At 43.2% G+C, this 17,873-nt stretch carries 9 protein-coding genes and 3 pseudogenes; 8 read left to right on the top strand and 4 right to left on the bottom strand.

The features are described from left to right. Positions 1-11: 11 nt before the first annotated feature. Both BM126_RS06035 and BM126_RS06030 read left to right on the top strand, forming a co-directional pair. On the top strand, positions 12-1,214 hold the full coding sequence (locus BM126_RS06035) for a DHHW family protein (RefSeq protein ID WP_090988673.1): 1,203 nt from the start codon (positions 12-14) through the stop codon (positions 1,212-1,214). 184 nt (positions 1,215-1,398) lie between these two features. After that, positions 1,399-1,809, top strand: a complete 411-nt coding sequence (locus BM126_RS06030) for a hypothetical protein (RefSeq protein ID WP_071351801.1) — start codon at positions 1,399-1,401, stop codon at positions 1,807-1,809. Positions 1,810-1,914: 105 nt separating this feature from the next. On the opposite strand, the gene BM126_RS06025 is transcribed toward BM126_RS06030, so the two are convergent. Both BM126_RS06025 and secA2 read right to left on the bottom strand, forming a co-directional pair. Continuing rightward, on the bottom strand, positions 1,915-2,790 hold the full coding sequence (locus BM126_RS06025) for an accessory Sec system S-layer assembly protein (protein ID WP_090988672.1): 876 nt from the start codon (positions 2,788-2,790) through the stop codon (positions 1,915-1,917). Further along, a complete protein-coding gene (gene secA2, locus BM126_RS06020; RefSeq protein WP_090988671.1) occupies positions 2,790-5,171 on the bottom strand; it encodes an accessory Sec system translocase SecA2 in 2,382 nt (793 codons plus the stop codon). The genes BM126_RS06025 and secA2 overlap by 1 nt, the downstream gene beginning before the upstream one ends. A 174-nt stretch (positions 5,172-5,345) precedes the next feature. Between secA2 and BM126_RS23255 the strand changes: the two are divergent. Both BM126_RS23255 and BM126_RS23250 read left to right on the top strand, forming a co-directional pair. Further along, positions 5,346-5,672, top strand: a pseudogene (locus tag BM126_RS23255) (peptidoglycan-binding protein); the annotation flags it as partial. A gap of 42 nt (positions 5,673-5,714) precedes the next feature. Next, a pseudogene (locus BM126_RS23250) lies at positions 5,715-6,056 on the top strand (C40 family peptidase); the annotation flags it as partial. A 362-nt stretch (positions 6,057-6,418) separates the two neighbouring features. On the opposite strand, the gene BM126_RS06010 reads toward BM126_RS23250, so the two are convergent. Next, positions 6,419-9,940: a S8 family peptidase gene (locus BM126_RS06010; RefSeq protein ID WP_090988669.1), complete on the bottom strand. Its 3,522-nt coding sequence runs from the start codon at positions 9,938-9,940 to the stop codon at positions 6,419-6,421. A gap of 436 nt (positions 9,941-10,376) precedes the next feature. On the opposite strand from BM126_RS06010, the gene BM126_RS06005 reads away from it, so the two are divergent. After that, entirely contained in the window at positions 10,377-12,920 is a 2,544-nt protein-coding gene (locus BM126_RS06005) for a YhgE/Pip domain-containing protein (protein ID WP_090988668.1), read from the top strand. A gap of 70 nt (positions 12,921-12,990) precedes the next feature. Here BM126_RS06005 and BM126_RS06000 read toward each other — a convergent pair whose 3' ends face one another. Continuing rightward, complete coding sequence (locus tag BM126_RS06000) at positions 12,991-13,671, bottom strand: spore coat protein (protein ID WP_371261410.1); 681 nt, start codon at positions 13,669-13,671, stop codon at positions 12,991-12,993. A 156-nt stretch (positions 13,672-13,827) separates the two neighbouring features. Between BM126_RS06000 and BM126_RS05995 the strand changes: the two genes are divergently transcribed. The 3 genes and pseudogenes from BM126_RS05995 to BM126_RS23245 all read left to right on the top strand — a co-directional run bounded on the left by BM126_RS05995 (position 13,828) and on the right by BM126_RS23245 (position 17,772). Further along, positions 13,828-15,237, top strand: coding sequence for an alkaline phosphatase (locus BM126_RS05995; RefSeq protein ID WP_090988667.1), 1,410 nt, complete (start codon positions 13,828-13,830; stop codon positions 15,235-15,237). A gap of 174 nt (positions 15,238-15,411) precedes the next feature. After that, positions 15,412-17,016, top strand: a pseudogene (locus BM126_RS05990) (bifunctional UDP-sugar hydrolase/5'-nucleotidase); the annotation flags it as partial. Further along, a complete protein-coding gene (locus tag BM126_RS23245) occupies positions 16,993-17,772 on the top strand; it encodes an Ig-like domain-containing protein (protein WP_371261420.1) in 780 nt (259 codons plus the stop codon). The pseudogene BM126_RS05990 and the gene BM126_RS23245, both read left to right, overlap by 24 nt. The last annotated feature ends 101 nt before the right edge of the window (positions 17,773-17,873 follow it).

The following is a 17,873-nucleotide window of genomic DNA, read 5'->3' as shown; positions in this document are numbered from 1 at the left end:
CTTTACGTTTCATGAATCATAAAATCAATGACTATATATTATTGTTCTTCTTTTTGGGACTGCTCTGCTTTTTCACCATCTGGATCTGGACCAAGGAAGATCTGTCTTCATCAGTGCTTGAAAACCGTGCGCTTGCACAGCGGCCTGACGCGACCATTGACTCTGTCATTTCAGGAAAATATACAAAAAGATTTGAAACCTATTATAACGATCAGTTTCCTGCAAGAGAAAGATTTGTTGAAGCTAATTCAAAGCTTAACAAATACCTTCTTGGACAAAATGTTGTACGTGATGTGTATGTCCATAAAGACGGATACCTTATCTCTCCAGTGCCAAAGTTCACTGAAGATCGCGCGAAAGAGGTTGCAGCACGGATAAACGCCTTTGCTGCTTCTTCAAAAAAACTCGGCGTTAAAACGTATTTTGTGCTTATGCCGAATAAGTCTACTATCATGGAAGATAAATTCCCGGACTACTTCCCAAGCTATGGCCGGCAGGACACACAGCTTTTAATGAAACAGATTGATCCTGCTGCAAATCCCATCAGCCCTCTTGAGACGGTGAATAAGCATATTAACGAAGATAATATGTATTACTATACCGACCATCACTGGAAAGCTAAGGGAGCCTTTTATGCCTATCAGTATGTAATCAATAAAATGGTGAAGGATGCAAGCGGGATAGCCAAGGCACACAATCTCGAAGACTACTCTTGGACGGAAAGCGGTAAAGAATTTTATGGATCGGATGCCAGAAAGACTACAGCTGCCTTTGTTAAGCATCCTGACACAATCACGGTAGCGAAGCCTAAATTCAAAGAAAAACCGCTTGATGTCTGCTACAACGGCAAATGCGGCCAGAGCTTTTACACAGAAAAGTTCCTGACAGCTCCTGATTTATATACAAACAGGTATGCCGCATACATGGGCGGCGACCATCCAGAATCAGTAGTGAAAAACCCGAATGTTAAAGACAAAACGCAGCGTCTGCTGATTATTAAAGATTCCTATGCTAATCCTACTATTCAATTTTTCTCCCGGCATTTTAGCGAAACGAGAGTCCTGGATTTAAGGCACTACAGCAAAATGACGGTGAATGAATATATTAAAAGAAATAAAATAAAGTATGTTATGATTATTCATAATGTGAACTCTATCTACGTAACACCAAGCTTAACGAATTATAATGATCCAGGAAATGGAGAGAATCAGTAATTTCTTCATTCTTAAGATGATCAGGCTCCTACACTGTATAAAATGCCTCCATCATCCGGCATTTTAAAGGACAAGGCTTCTGTTCAGGCACCGCTTCCGCCTTTTTGGCGGTGCCTGACATATACATCAGGAGTATGCAAGTTGCCTGACATGGACTTGTATTCACTATAAGGAGGAATAGATCATGGATAATAACCAAAATCAGATCAACCATCTCAAAGAACAATTAAAAAATACCCCACCCAAGATCATTGGCGGCTACAAAAAGCCGGGCTGGGCATTAAAGGTTCTGGACAAAATCAGCAACGATGCTGTTGAAACTGAGCCAGATGGCAAGATCACTGCAAAAGGGATCCTTGAAGCAAAAGACCAAACTTATTATCCTGCATTTCTCACACTAGATATGAGCAGCAGCGGACAAATTGCCGGGGTATACTTTATCTCCGAAGCATCCGATCAATTTGAACTTCTGCCGTTTGAGCTGATCAGAGAATTCATCGGCAAGCCTGACAGCGATCTTCTTCCATTCAAATACCGGACACTTGAAAAAATAGAAGGCGACCAGATACAAATCAACTGGCCGGACTTTACATAAGGGCTAGAAAACGGCGGAAGCTTAGCCTTCTGGCGACAGTATACATAGAACAAGAGTAAGCACGAAAAAACCTGTTCAAAAAGAACAGGTTTTTTTGCGTCTTTATTAAGATTGCGGAGGATATACCTTCCACCTTTCAAAATTAGGCTGAGGCTTTGTAATAAGCGTAGCCGGGAAAATGAATGTCCATGGCTTACTGGTATTTGCTTTCACTTCAAAGTTCTCTAGTGTAAATCCGCCCTGGCAGACAATGTCGCCATCAGCGTCTTCCACAACTAGAGGAATGGTCTCAAGCTTGATGTTCTTATCGTTTCCATTGCGGATAAGAACCACGCAAGCAAGTGTTCCATCATCTTTCATAGTGGCTTCTATTCCCATTAAGTTAATCTCTCCGGGATTCAGTTTAGGAAGGTTCGTGACCATTTCCTCCAGATACTTGCGCTGTTCGGCGGAAATCTGATTTTCCCATGTACTATCAAGCTCTAAAGCTTCCTTTTGGGGCTGCTTCAGCTGAAAGGCAATCTTCCAGCCGTCTTCAGGAATTTCCTCGGATACCCGGTCTTCCTTCAAAAACAGAAATCTCCATGGCATGCAGGACATCGGCGGCATTTCACCGATATCATCCATTTCGAACTGTTTCTTGGCAAATGCTTTTCCGTCTTTATCAATCAGCAGCAGATCAACTTCTTCAAAATTTACGGCTTTCGGAAGAGTGTTGCGCAAAAATGCAACAACCATGATATCGCCGTCAAGCTCTGCCATATTCAGTCCTGTAATTGATAATTGATTAGGCTTCAGAGCTTCCAGCTGCTGATGGCGGAAACGGTATACATATTGTTCGGAAGCGCTAAGCTCCCAATCAGGATGAAAATACAAACTTGTATCCGTCCCTAAGTCAGCATGTGTTTCAGACAGATTCTCTGGGGTTTGTGCGATTGGTTCTTTAACTGGCATAGGTGATTTTTTCTTGAATAATCCCATCACTCTTCACCTTCTTCATCTTCATTTGTATAATCATAGGCATTTTTCATGAACTCGGAGAAGCGGATGCTGATTTCTGACTCGATATCGGCAATCAGCTGTTTGAATTCTGCCATTCCTTCTTTTTCAAACTGAACATAAGGATCATCCTGTGCATAGCTGCGAAGATGGATTCCATCTTTAATCTGGCTCATCAGATTCAAATGGGTGATCCAGTTCGTATCGATGGCCGAAAGCATGAACTGCTTCAATTGCATGCTTAACCCTTCATCTTCTTCGAGAGTGGAAATCATTTCTTTCAAATGGGCAAACTCGCTCCATATCAGACTCTCTGCCTCAGCTTTCTCAAGCTCAGCCAGACTTCCTTGCGGGAAATGCTGGGCAAAGAACAAGATGGAAAGTTCATATTCAAGCCCCTCATGATTCCATTCGGCAGGATCTTCCGGATAATATCTGTCTATAATCTGAACGATATAACGTTCCATATACTGAAGCAGCTCCTGGAACATTTCATCGCTTTGCAAATCAAGAACCCTGTCCCTCATCGAATATACAACCTTACTCTGCTGATCCAGCACATTTTCAAGCTTCAGCAGATGGCTGCGGGAGCTGTAGTGTGTGCTTTCGATCATTTCCTGGACCTTTTTCGTGAACTTTACGGGATCCGGAGTAAGCACAAGGCCGTTAGTGTCTGTTTTTACTTTTTTCATATAGCGTTCTTTTTCTTCTTCATCGTAATAAAGGAACAAATCATCTTCAAGCGAGATAATGAATTGTGATGAACCTTCATCTCCCTGGCGTCCTGAACGCCCTCTCAGCTGCATATCGATCCTGTTGCTTTCATGCCTTTCCGTTCCGATGATATGAAGGCCGCCAAGTTCCCTGACTCCTTCGCCAAGCAGGATGTCCGTTCCCCGTCCAGCCATGTTCGTCGCAAGCATAACCTGCCCTTTTTGGCCGGCCATTGAAATCACTTTTGCTTCATCTTCTTCTGTTTTGGCATTTAATATCTGATGCCTGATTTTGGCCTTCTTCAAATGTGCCGATAATTTCTCAGATTGCTCAATAGAAGTCGTCCCGATCAGAACCGGACGTTTTTTGCCGTGCATCACACTGACTTCTTCAATGATTTTCTTGATTTTTGAAGGCTGATCCTTATATACCAGATCTTCATAATCGATGCGGCGGACTTCTTTATTTGTAGGGATGGTGACGACGTTCAAGCGGTACGTTTCCCAGAATTCCTTTTTAGAAGGTGTGGCACTGCCTGTCATTCCGGAAAGGTTTTTGTACATGCGGAAATAGTTTTGGATAGTAATCGTTGCATGTGTTTCATTTTCTTCGGAAATTTCAAGGCCTTCCTTTGCTTCGATCGCCTGATGAAGGCCCTCGCTGAATGTACGGCCTTCCATAACCCTTCCAGTGAACTGGTCGATTATGACAATCTTTCCTTCTTTGATAATGTAATCCACGTCTTTTTTCATGATGACGGAAGCACGCAGAGACTGCATCACATGGTGAAGAAGCTCCTGGTGCTCTGCTTCATACAGATTGTCTATTCCAAAAGCATGTTCAATCTTTTTCGAACCTCCATCACTTAAGAAGGTTTGCTTCGTATCCTGGAATAAATCATAATCCTCATCTTTTTTAAAATTCCTGACAATCTCAGCGGTAATCCTGAACAGCTCGGCTCCCTCGCTGGACTGGTTGGCAATAATCAAAGGTGTCTTCGCTTCATCAATCAAAATACTGTCCACTTCATCGACAATCGCATAATGATGGCCCCTTTGGACCTTATCTTCCTTACGGAATACCATGTTGTCACGAAGATAGTCAAAACCAAACTCTGTTCCAGTTCCGTACGTGATATCAGCCTGATAGGCCGCTCTTTTTTCAGCGTTTTCCATCTGGGAGATATTCAATCCTACCGTCAGGCCAAGAAATTCATGAACCTGGCCCATTAGTTCTTTATCGCGGCTGGCAAGGTATTCATTCGCAGTAATGATGTGCACTCCTTTTCCTTCAAGCGCGCGCAGATAGCTGGGAAGAGTGGCAACAAGTGTTTTTCCTTCCCCTGTATTCATCTGGGCAATACTGCCCTCATTCATAACAGCTCCGCCAATCAGCTGCACATCATAGTGCCTGAGACCCATTACCCTTTTAGCAGCTTCCCTTACAACCGCAAACGCCTCTGATTGAATATTCTCAATAGTCTTGCCGGATCTCAGCTGCTCTTTAAAGTCCTCTGTACATGCCTTTAACTCTGAATCTGACAATTTCTCATACTTTTTCTCTAATTTATTTACTTTTTCTGTTAGTTTAAATAGTCTTTTCAAATCTTTTGAACTTTCATTAAAAAGCTCTTTAACTTTAGATATCATGCGATTCTCCCCTGTTACCATTAAATAAACATCTAGTCGAATTATATCATATTAAGAAATTATATGTTCATGTGTCAAAATTTACCTATATTAAATTTGCCAATGATTACTATTTCAAAATTGTAATACAATTGTAATATTATTGCACGTTTATTGTAACATTCCTGTATTACCATGATTGTACAAGTTATCCAAGATATTATTCGGGAGGAAACAACACACATCATGAAAAAAGTAATCGCTTCTGTTGCAGCCGCTGCCGCCATTATGCTATCGCCGCTTTTCAGCCATCAGGCTTCCGCAAATATCGGAGACAAAACTCTTAAACCTGCTATGACAAGTACAGATGTCAGGCAGCTCCAAAATCTATTAAAAATTAAAGGCTATTATAGCTATTCAGGTTCATATACTACATACTACGGTTCTTCAACTACTAGTGCCGTTAAAAGATTTCAATCCGCAAAAAGACTGACTGCCGACGGAATATCCGGCCGCAATACATACAATGCCATGGGTGTATACAAAGTAGACGTCCCTAGACTTATCAGTACTGCCAAACAATACATGGGTGTTCCTTACAGATGGGGCGGAATGACTCCATCCGGCTTTGACTGCTCAGGCTTAATCTATTACGTCTATCAAAAACAAGGAATCATCCTTCCAAGGACTTCCTCACAGCTTTACTCTAACATCGGACTAAAAACCTCTGCCCCTGTAAAAGGAGATCTCGTATTCTTCAACACTGGCGGCTCAGGCGTCTCACATGTTGGCATATATATAGGAAACAATCAGTTCATCAACTCATCTTCTTCCCACGGAGTAAGCATCGCCAGCTTAAGCAACTCCTACTGGAAACCAAGATATATGGGCTGTAAGACACTATAAGAAATTAAGCCCCCTGGCTCTTAGAAGCAGGGGGTTTTTTATGTTTGTTTTGAAACCTGTCTTGTTTTCAGGGTCTTTCTGAATGCACTTAAGGGTATCTTAAGGTTTGATACGCTCTTTTAAGGCTCTCCTCACAGCTCTGATGCTTTATAATCAGGGATTACTCCAGAAATCATATGGCTTTTAGCTATAATCATGCACCTTTACAGCAAATTCGTGCAACTTTTCTCGAAATCATGCGACTTTCCATGATAATCATGCAACTTTCCCATAAAATCTTGCAACTACCCAGATTCATGCACCTTCTCATGAGAATCGTGCAGAAAAAAGCAGCCCCCTTAGGAGAGCTGCTTAAAAGGTATCTAATTCAATGCAATTGTTAAACCGTACTGATTGAAAGATGCGTTTCCTTTACTGTCACGGACTTTGATGTAATACGTGCCTTTTGCTAGGTTAAGCGATAAGATTTCGCTGTCTCCCTGTGCGTAGTAATCACTATAGGCGACTCGTTTTCCGTTTTTATAAACTTCGATTACCCCGTCGATTTCATTGCCTGCTTTTAGTGTGATCAATCCTGTTTGAGTTTTATCGGATGTGAAGGCAAACCAGTCTTCATCGCCTTCTCCGACTCCCGCATTCAAACTTGCGCTCGCAGAGTAGGTTTTGCTATTAACCTTTTTAAACTGCAGCGGCTTAGATGGTGTATTATGCCGCACTTTAGAAGAAGCATCTTCATCTTTTAGATTCACCGGTGCCACAGTCAGCTTATATGGCCATAATGTCAGCGGTGAGGCACTATCAATATAGCTCTGCAATGTGACAAAGTACCTTTTTCCTTTTTCAGCCTTAAAGGAACCGTAATTAAAGCCGGATTGATCCATTTTTTCTACATAAGTAGTTTTTTCATATTCATCATCATCCAGCTTGTGGTTCAGGTTCGTATCCTCGGTGATGGCTACCAATCCGTAAAAAGGAGCCAGCAATGCTTGAGGATATTTTGCTTTCAAGGAATCTGTCAGTTCCTTACGCTGAAAGTCCACTCCGTAAATGGCGGTTTTGGAAGGCGCAAGATAAAAAGTGTCAGTATCATTCGGCATGGCGAAGTTTCCTTCAATCGGCCCTTTTGGCAGTGTTTTCGCCTTTTCAGGTGTGTCATTTTCTTCATAAGCATCACCTGGTGCTTTGGTAAAGAACTCTCCTTTAATTTGATACGGATCAAAGGAAAGATTCGAAGAAAATGGATTCATGGCAGCCGTTAAATAATACGTTTTTCCTGCCTTCAAACCTGTATAAACTTCATGTGACAATCCCATCGAAAAGAAATCGCCTTCCACGTTATAGCCAATCGGGTTTAGAAACTTGTGTATTTTCCCATCTTCATTCTTTGACTCAATCACTTCTGAAATCTGCAGCAGCGGCGTCCCATCTGTTCCTGGAAGGTCGAATTTGTAAATCCCGGTTTTATCTGCCGTGAAGGAGTACCAATCCTCATCACCCTCATTTTGAATATAGCCGCTTAACGTGCTCCCTAATTCATATGGAAGTGCTGCGCTGGAAATTTTCTCATATTCTTTATCAGAATCATAGTCTCCGCCATCATCCTCCCCATCCGGCTCTTCGCCAGGAAGGCCATCTTCATCCTCAGGAAGCGTTTTGCTGTCGAGGTGAACCTGATATGGAAGCAGGGATTGTCCCGGTTCCTGCTCACTCTGGGACATTCCAAACAGCAGCATGGTAATGAATTCTATGAAACTCATGGAATCATCCATCATCAGCTTCTTGCTCGTCACCTTCACATAATACTCTGTGTCAGGTTCAGACATAAAGGTGATGGTTTCACCATCTCCCGTGCCTCCATTGTTGGCTGAGTATAGAGACGGGATCTCTTCCTCTTTGGCCGGAACTGTATCACCCGAAGCGGATTTTTCATCTTCTGTTAAAGCGGGTTCCTTATCTCCTTCTTTAGAATCAGATCCCTTGTCTCCTTCTTTTGGATCTGTTCCTTCTCCGCTGCCGGAACCATCGTCAGCTGGAGGAAACAGGGAAGCCTTATCGTAAACTTCTAGCCCGATATTGACTCCCGGAATTCCTGAAGCACTGAATTTCATCAGCTGCGCAGTATTTCCGGATTTAAAGGTGAAATAGTCGTCGTCACCTTCTTCGCCTGTAAGATGCAAGGCTTGGGGAACGCTTTTCATATCGATTGGTGCTTCTTTGCTTGATTCATCTTCTGGAAGCTTGTCTGTTTTGATGATGGATAACGAGTACTTTGAACGGCTTTTATCAAAGTTTCCGTTCACGTCCTTCACCCCGATAGCGACATCTCCTGTAAATGGTGCCTGAATCAGCTTTGCTTCATTTTTCCCTTGTACCACATCATTGATTTCAAGCTCTTGTTTATGAAAAATATCTCCAAAGAAATTGACCATTACCTTGTAATCATACGGAGAGCTGCTAGAAAGGTTTGTCTGGATATACTCCCCTTTTTCCACATGAAACTTCACCCAGTTCTGCTGATAAGGCTTTGTAATCGATCCGGAGATTTTCGATTCTCCTGCTTCGGGTTTGATGGCTTCTGCCTTTTTGAAAATTTCGTCCTCTGACCACTTTTCTTTTACGAAAGCCGGAAGTTTTTTTATATCATATTTCAAGGCTGCAACTGGATTGACAAGCCCGTTTCCATATTTGATATCATAGCCAGATGCTCCAAGATCTGTTGATGTTTGTTCCAAAATGTACTCAACCTGTGCCGGAGTAAGCTTCGGATATTTGGAAAGAAGCAGTGATGCCGCTCCGGCCACGACCGGCGAAGCCATGCTTGTTCCGCTCAACGTCCCAAATGCTGATTTTTTCTCTTTATCATAGATAGGCGCATATACATCCTCTCCAGGCGCCACAATATCTGTTGCTGCTCCGTAGTTGGAAAAATAGCTGAGCTTCTTCTTGCTGTCAACTGAGCCGACGCTGATAACCCCTTCATAGGCTGCAGGGTAACTCCGCATTTCCATCCCGTCATTTCCGGAAGCGGCTACCACTACCACTCCTTTAGCGATTACCTTTTTGATAGCCTCTTCTAGAACCGGCGAGGGAAATCCTCCTCCAAGACTAAGATTAATCACCTTGGCCCCCTTTTCAGCTGCATACAAAACACCCTGGGCAATATTATAATCATAGGTGCCTTCTTGGCTGTCAAACACATCGACTGAAAGAAGATTTACATTCGGGTTGACTCCATACCCGCCGATTCCATTGCCTTTTTTGGCAGCGATGATTCCTGCTACATGTGTACCGTGAAGATCTGGATTGGCCGGATTCATCGGATTCACAACATTATAGCTTGGAAGCAAGGATCCTTTCAGTTCAGGATGATTGCGGTCAATTCCCCCGTCGATGACTGCCACCGTCACTTTGTTCTTTCCTGCGAGCTTCTGAGCTTCATTAATATGCAGAAGGCTCAGTGAATACTGCTTGTCCATTTTAGGATCAGCTGCAGCCAAGGGTTTATAAATCGGACTGACATTGACAGACACAACCTTTTTATTTTTTTGATACTTTAACAGTGCCTTCTTAAAATCTTTTTTGTTTTTTACTTTAACAACAACATAATTCAGTCCGCTCACATGCCGAATGACAGTCCCTCCTGCGAGCTGATGATCTGCTGCTGATAATGGCTTCGAGTATTTCACAATAAGTGTATCATCGCTGTAGTTCCCCGCATTGGCATTCTGCAGCTTGCCATTTAGAGAAGCACGGGCACTTTTCAGCGGCAAAGCTGCTTTAGAGATTGCCGGTCCCTTTGCCAAAACTTCATGATGAGAAAAAAACGGTGTTGAGGCTAGAGACAAACTTACGCCAAGTGATAGAATTTTTTTCGCAATCGTCATATCGTTCCCCCTATTTCTTTATCATCTCTATCATAAGTTATTTTTACATTATTGGAAATATTTTCTTTTCGCGCAATTTTGTGAACCGTGTCGTAACTTCTTTTATTTAGGATCTTTTCTTTTTTTAATGTGTTCTGTGTGAGGCAATTCCATTGTTAAGTCAGGTTGATTAGAGCGTAAGGTGCGAGACTCCTGCGGGATTAGCGGGAAGGTGAGACCCCGCAAGCATTGCTTTAGAGGCTCACCGCCTGCCCCGCGGAAAGCGAGCATCCTGAAGCGGAAATCAACCTCTTGTTGAATAGCGAATAAAAATATTTGTAACCATCATAAAGTTAGCAGGTATTAAGTACCAATATTCAGAATATTATACTTTACGCTCAAAAAGTGAATACCTATTCATTTTCTGAGCGTAAAAAAGAGTCAATGGGGGGATAAAATGAAAGGTTATGCATTACAGTCTAATGGACTTAATGGGAGAAAGGGATGGATTATTGCACTTATCGCTGTTTTATTAGTACCGCTTGTGTATGCGGCAATCATCCTTACTGCCAATTGGGGTCCTTATGACAACTTATCAAAGGTGCCGGTAGCCATTGTAAACCAGGATGAAGGCGGCATGTCAGGAGATCAGCCGATTAATGTCGGCAGTGATCTGGTGGCAGATTTAAAGAAAAACAATTCACTCGGATGGGATTTTGTTAGCTCAGACGAGGCAGCTCGGGGACTGAAGGACTTAAAGTATTACATGGTCATTGAAATTCCCCGTGATTTCTCCAAAAATGCAACAACTGTTTTGGATGAAGATCCCAAGAAGCCGGAATTGAAATATACACAAAATGAAGGGCTTCATTTTATGGCGGCACAGGTCACGAAAAATGCAGCAGCCACGATTCATGAACAGCTTGATAGCCAGATAACCAAAACATACACCAAGACATTATTCGCTAAGCTATCAGATATTTCTTCAGGCTTCAAAGACGGAGCTGATGGTTCAGGAAAAATCAATGCCGGTGCCGAGGAGCTGCATAAGGGAACAGGAAAAATCCTTTCTTCCCTATCGGAAAAGGCGCCTGATATCTCAAAATTAGCAGATGGTTCCAAAGAGCTTAAATCAGGAACAGGCGAATTATACCGCTCTCTTTCCGGCAAACAAAATGATATCTCAAAGCTTGCAGATGGCTCTATGCAAGTGAACGACGGAACAAACACTCTATTATCTTCACTGAAGGAAAAGTCTTCAGATATCTCAAAGCTGGCGGACGGAACACAGCAGCTTGAAAACGGATCTGGTCTTCTTTTGAAGTCTCTGAAGAACGGTTCTGGAAGCATCGGCCAATTAGCTGATGGCGCAAAGCAGGTCGACGGAGGCGCGAAAAAGGTTGCAGGAGGCGCACGTGATTTAGCTATTGGGGCCGGAAGCCTTGAAGCGGGTTCTGTACTGGTGCTTAACGGTTTAAAAGATGCAGCATCCGGAAGCACTTCTTTGGACAGCGGTTTGGCCAAGCTTGAGCCTGGAAGCAAGGCGGTTGCTGACGGCGCAGGCGAGGTAAACAAAAATGCAAAAGCCTTGTTTGCCGGAGCGCAGTCAGTCGCTGCAGGACTTGACCAATTGGCTGAGAAAGTGCCTGGCCTTAAAGAAAGCCCTGACTTTAAAAAGCTTTTAGAGGGAAGCAAAGCAGTTTCTGGCGGACTGGGTCAGCTTGCAGCAAAAACTCCTGAACTTAAAGCGGGAGCTGAACAGGTGTCAACTGGAATTGCTGCTGCAAAAACCGGTTCAAAAACCCTGAATGGGGGATTGAGTGATTTGGTAAAAGGCCAAACCTCAGTCAATGCAGGTGCGAAAAAGCTTTCAGCAGGAGCAAATACCTTATCGGTAGGAGCAGGCACACTTGCTGCCGGGACAGAAACACTTGCTGCAGGAAACGAAACTGTTAACTCTTCCTGGAAAAAGGTGACGGATTCAGTGGCTGCCATAAATGGTGGCATCTCTTCTGTTAATAAAGGCAATCGTACTGTTGAGAGCGGATGGAAAGACATGACCTCCGGTGTTTCCACACTCGCAAATGGCACAAAACAGGTTGCTGACGGAAACCAGACAGTCAAAACTGGATGGGGCGCCTTAACACTCGGTGCTAACAAACTCGATAACGGGATGCTTCAAGTATCAAATGGAACACAATCTGTTAAAACAGGATGGGATGCCCTGTCATTTGGCCTGAAAAAAGTTGATAATGGGGTGGGACAAATTGAAAGCGGTTCCAACGAACTCACTACTGGACTGGCAGGCGGTGCTGAACAAACAGGCGCCATCCATGCAGGAGATAAAAACATCGAGCAATTTTCCGCTCCAGTCAAGCTTGCTGGAACAGCGATCCATAAATTCAAGGCATATCGCTATGCGAATGCTCCATATATCTTGTCACTGGCCCTATTTACAGGAGTATTGCTCTTGACTCTTCTATTTGATTTGAAGCTGCCGGAAAACCTTGAAGTTTCAAAGTTCCGTTTTTACGGAGGCAAATTAGGAACCATGGCAATGCTATCTGCCGCCCAGGCAGCCATTGTTTCCCTGTTTACTTTATTCTTTATTCATTCTAATTTTATGAACGGAATCAGCATGGTGCTGTTTTCTATTTTTACAAGTCTGGCATTCCTGGCGATCGTCTTCTTTTTGACGGTGCTTGCAGGAAATATCGGCCGCTTTGCGGGATTGGCATTTCTGGTTCTGCAGCTTTCAATAACTGGCTCAAGCCTGCCTATTGATATGCTGCCGCAGGGCTACCAGACATTAAGCAAATTCCTTCCGCTGACTTATTCAATCGGTGGATTCAAAGCTGTCATCAACCTTGATAACTATGCATCTTTTTGGGGAAATATAGCTGCGCTGGCCCTCTTTATAGTAGTCTTTTCCCTATTAACAACAGCTATCGTTTTATTTAAAAGAAACAAACCTGCTCACACTGCAAAAGCTGCTGCGTAATCAGGCAGGACCCTTAAAAACACGCAATGCCCTTAAGCAATATGCTTAAGGGCATTTTTTATTTGAAATCTTAGTGAGCCATTCCGCCATTTGGCATCTGGTTCTGATTCGGTAATGGTGCCATTTGCTGCCCAGTGGCTGCTGCAGGTGCAAATGCATTCAGCATCTGCTGCACATCCTGCTCTGCCAGCTGCGGCACCTGGTAGTAATGATGCTTATTTTGATAAATCGAAACTTCATAGGCCATTTCAATGCAATTTGGAAGTGAATCTGCAAGCACGCGGCGAACAACCGGATTTGTTGTTTCAAGGGCAGCCACGGTTTTCACAGAAGCACTCGACTTCAGTGCACCGAGCATACAACTTGAAACGGCTGAGTCCGTCATTTCGGAAACATTTTGCATCGGCTTTGTTGGCGATGTTGGTGTTAAGCCGTAAATGAAGTCATTTCCCTGGTTCATTTTATAGCTTTGAGTCGGCTGGGCCGGATCTTGCCCGCTTTTAAAGCAATCCAGTGTAATGTTATATTCATTCTGGATAAATTGGCACTGGCGGTCTAAAATTCCCAGCAGCTCAGGATCCTGCACATGCTGGCGGAGCAGCATAAAAGAATTTAACGTATTAATCGTTCCCATGAGCACTTCTCTGACATCAAATATTTCATGTCCTCCGTGGTTCAAATGAGGAGGCACGCTGCCTGTATGCATATTTTGGTGGTTTTGACCCTGATTTTGATCTTGGTTTTGCATCATTATAAATTCCCTCCCAGATTGTTGATAACGAACATAATTAATATGGATTCCCCTCCTTGTTTTATACCCCTTCCCTCCACTTTTCTTATGGAGCATCATGAATAATTCAAGCCGCATCACGCACCCTATTGGTAACTGAAAGGGGGTTGATGGTTGATGAAGCCTCACAATATCAAAGCCTTCACTTTAACAGCCACTCTGCTTTTTGGCAGTTTTTGCGGGCTCCCGTTAAAAACGGATGCCAAACAAAGTTCTGTTCCAAAAAATATTATCATCATGATTGGTGACGGAATGGGAATCGGGCAGATGGAAATAGCGAGGCAGCTGGAATATGGAAAAAAGGGCGTGCTGAATATGGAGAAAATGGAGCATCTGGCTTTGATGCATACCTATTCTGAGAACAATTCTGTAACAGATTCAGCTGCCGGCGGAACAGCAATTGCAACAGGGGTGAAAACCAATAACGGTTCTATCGCCACAGATCCCAGCGGAAAGGAAATAGACAGCATCCTTGACGCCTCACAGATGAATGGAAAACGGGCCGGAATCATTTCAACAAGCATGATCACCGATGCCACACCAGCAGCCTTTAGTGCAAGCGCTGTAAACAGGTGGACAGGAAATGCCGATATTGCGAGGCAAATTTACAAGCATAATCTGGATGTTATCCTCGGCGGCGGAGCTAAATACTTTTCTCCAAAAGAACAGAACGGAACAGATTTGATTGATAAATTCCGTCAATCCGGGTATACCGTTGCTGCTGACAGAAATCAGCTGCGGGCAGCTCCTTCTAATCGAAAGCTTATAGGTTTATTCAATCAGGGATATATGCAATTTGTTAATGACCGGGATATTTATCAATCAAATGAGCCCACTTTGAATGAAATGACTGAGAAAGCACTCGGTGTTCTTGATGGCTCTGACAAAGGCTTTTTCTTGATGGTGGAAGGCGGGCGCATTGACCATGCCTCACACGCAGCTGATTTCACTGGAATCTGGAAGGAAACAGCCGAGTTTGATTCAACAGTCAAAGAGGTTACATCCTGGGCAAAAAAACGCGGAGATACACTTGTTGTTGTGCTTGCCGATCATGAAACGATGGGCATTTCGTCTTCAGAACCCATGAATGTCAGCGGACTGAAAAATGTAAAAGCTTCATCTGAATACATGGCTTCACAGCTTAAAAAAACAAGCGATGGAGAAATAATTCCTGAAAGCCTTTTAGAGGTATTTCATAAGTATGCCAATATAAAGCTTTCACCGCAGGAAACTCAGGAGCTGATTAAAAATCTTCAGTCTCCAGGCAAATCCATCTATCCTTCACAAATTACCGGCTGGGAAATCGGAAGTGTCATCGCTCTTCATAATCTTGCAGGGGCCCAGGACCGCAGCATCCGGGCAGCAAGCAAAACAACCGGAGGACATACAGCTAACAGCATTGCCGTTTTTGCAGAAGGACCAGGCAGCGAGAATTTCAAAGGTGTCATAGATAATACAGACATATCAAAGATCATCATGAAAGCTGCACATATCTCCTTTGTTCCCGGACAGCATAAAACACGTTAGTTGTTTAGCCGCCATGAATTTTCATGGCGGCTTTTATATTTTTTCTGAAAATTACCTTTTCACATAACTAATAGAAATATATAATAATTAAGATGTTAGCTAGCAAGCTGCGCCCTTGTTTTACTTATTTTTCTATTAATCTACTAATTTGTGAAAAGGAACGGTGTAACCTTGATGAAAAAGAAACAGTTTACCAGGCTCGGCCAGATTACTGCCTCTGCCCTTCTATTCGGATCCTTCATGTCTCCAGCAGGACAAAAGCTTGCTCATGCTGAAGATACAGCCGCAAATGTAAAGGTCCAAATTCTTGGCATCAATGATTTTCACGGACAGCTTGATAAAACAACGAAGATTAATGGACAAGTCACTGGAACGGCTGCCTATTTGGCTGCCTATCTAAAGAAGCTTGAAGCGACAAATCCGAATACCATCAAGGTTTCGGCTGGAGATGCTGTCGGCGCAAGCTCGCCGGTTTCCGCCCTGCTGCAGGACGAGCCAACCATCAAGTTTTTGAATTTGATGAAATTTGATATCGGCACTCTTGGCAACCATGAATTCGATGAAGGTGTTGCTGAAATGAAGCGCCTTGTCAATGGCGGAGAGCATCCGAAAACCAAACAATACGGCACCTTTGAAGGAGCAAACTTCCCATACATCTCCGCAAACGTAATCGACAAGTCAACCGGAAAACCGATCTTTGATCCTTATATCATTAAAGAAGAAGCTGGACAAAAAATCGGCTTTATCGGGGTTACCTATTCTGATACACCAAGCATCGTTATTCCAAGCGGTGTTGAGGGTGTTGAATTCACAGACGAAGCAGAAGCAATCAATAAATATACGAAAGAATTAAAGGATCAAGGAGTCAAGGCTATCGTTGTATTAGCCCATAATCCCGGAACCTCCAATCTGGATGGATCAAATCCCACAGGTGAAGCGATCGACCTTGCCAATACCGTAGATGATGAAGTGGACGTAATTTTTGCAGCTCATGACCATAAATACCTGAACTCAACGGTAGACGGAAAATTGCTTGTTCAAGCTTATTCTAGCGGTGCCGCTATCTCTGATGTGAATCTGGAGATAGACCCTGCAACACATGATATCGTAAAAAAAGATGCACAAATCGTGAATACACTGAACACAGGCATCGAACCTGACGCTGAAGCACAGGCATTGGTAGATAAATATCTGAACGACATCAAACCGATTATTTCTGAAGAAATCGGCACAGCCAGCATGCCTCTTACAAGAGACCAAAATGAATCAGGCGAATCTGTTCTCGGAAATGTGATTGCAGACAGCATGCGCACTGAAATGAAAACAGACTTTGGATTCATGAATCCAGGTGGAATCCGCGCCAACATCGATCAAGGAACCATCAACTGGGGCCAGGTTTACACGGTTGAGCCATTCGGCAATGACCTTGTGAAAATGACCCTGACAGGTGCGCAGATCCGCGATGTATTAAATCAGCAATGGCAGCCTGAAAAAACCAATATGCTTCAGATCTCTGGGCTGACCTATACATGGTCCGATGCACTTCCAAAAGGGCAAAAAGTTGTGAACATCTTCCTCCCTGACGGAAAGAAAATTGACCCGAATGCTGAATATACGGCAACAGTCAATAACTTCATGTCAACAGGCGGAGACAGCTACACAGCCTTTACCGGCGGCAAAAACAAAGTGACTGGCCCTGTTGATTTTAATGCCCTGCTTAACTACCTGAAAGCACAATCCCCAGTTTCAGGAGCCATCGAAGGAAGAATCAAAAAAGTAACAGACATTACAGCTGATGCTCCAGTTGTTAATCCGGTTACAGATCATGACTCTTTCATTACTGGTAAAGCTGAAGCAGGATCGAAGCTTACAGTCTGGATTAATGGAAAAGAATTTAAACGTGATGTTCTTATCGGTGCAAATGGCACATTCAAAATTAAGACATTACACTTAAAAGCAGGAACAACCGTATCTGCAAGCATCACAGATGCTGCTGAAAACGATAGCGAAAAAACAACAGTTACCGTTCTGGACAAAACGGCTCCGCATGCTCCATATGTTCATATAGTAAGAGATTATGATAAAAAGGTAACAGGTAAAGCAGAAGCCGGATCAACCGTTACTGTTAAAAGAGGCAAAACGCTTTGGACAGGAGTTGCAGACCGTAAAGGTATGTTCTCTGTAAAACTGGACAAACAGCAAAAAGCAGGAACCCTGCTTTATGTATTCGCTGCAGACAAAAGCAAAAACATCAGCTCTTCTGTAAAGCTTATCGTTAAGGATGCAACGGCGCCTAAAGCACCAGTTGTTCATGCTGTTAAAGCAGGTGAAGGCTGGGTAACAGGTAAAGCAGAAGCATATTCCAAGGTTTATGTAAAAAGCCACAATAAAGTAATCGGCTATGCATATGTAGGCAAAAACGGAACCTTTACTGTGAAAATGAAAAAACAAAAAGCAGGAACAGCACTGTATGTGTCTTCAAAGGACCGAGCAGGCAATACCTCAAAAACAGTTAAAATCTTCGTAAAAAGATAATATCAGCACCATCCCGCCATACCGGGATGGTGTTTTTATTTGTGCTCACTAATAATGGCAAATCTATGTTACATCTATTAAAATAGGAAATACAAATTATG

The organism is Bacillus sp. OV322 (genome assembly GCF_900112495.1).
Taxonomy (GTDB): domain Bacteria; phylum Bacillota; class Bacilli; order Bacillales; family DSM-1321; genus Peribacillus.
This window is presented reverse-complemented; position numbering and strand designations above follow the sequence as displayed.

What these genes read in the sequence shown, in the direction of transcription:
- BM126_RS06000 (WP_371261410.1), bottom strand. Translation starts at nt 13,671, where the DNA reads ATGATGCAAAACCAAGATCAAAATCAGGGTCAAAACCACCAAAATATG.
- BM126_RS06035 (WP_090988673.1), top strand. Translation starts at nt 12, where the DNA reads ATGAATCATAAAATCAATGACTATATATTATTGTTCTTCTTTTTGGGA.
- secA2 (WP_090988671.1), bottom strand. Translation starts at nt 5,171, where the DNA reads ATGATATCTAAAGTTAAAGAGCTTTTTAATGAAAGTTCAAAAGATTTG.
- BM126_RS06025 (WP_090988672.1), bottom strand. Translation starts at nt 2,790, where the DNA reads ATGGGATTATTCAAGAAAAAATCACCTATGCCAGTTAAAGAACCAATC.
- BM126_RS06030 (WP_071351801.1), top strand. Translation starts at nt 1,399, where the DNA reads ATGGATAATAACCAAAATCAGATCAACCATCTCAAAGAACAATTAAAA.
- BM126_RS06005 (WP_090988668.1), top strand. Translation starts at nt 10,377, where the DNA reads ATGAAAGGTTATGCATTACAGTCTAATGGACTTAATGGGAGAAAGGGA.
- BM126_RS06010 (WP_090988669.1), bottom strand. Translation starts at nt 9,940, where the DNA reads ATGACGATTGCGAAAAAAATTCTATCACTTGGCGTAAGTTTGTCTCTA.
- BM126_RS05995 (WP_090988667.1), top strand. Translation starts at nt 13,828, where the DNA reads ATGAAGCCTCACAATATCAAAGCCTTCACTTTAACAGCCACTCTGCTT.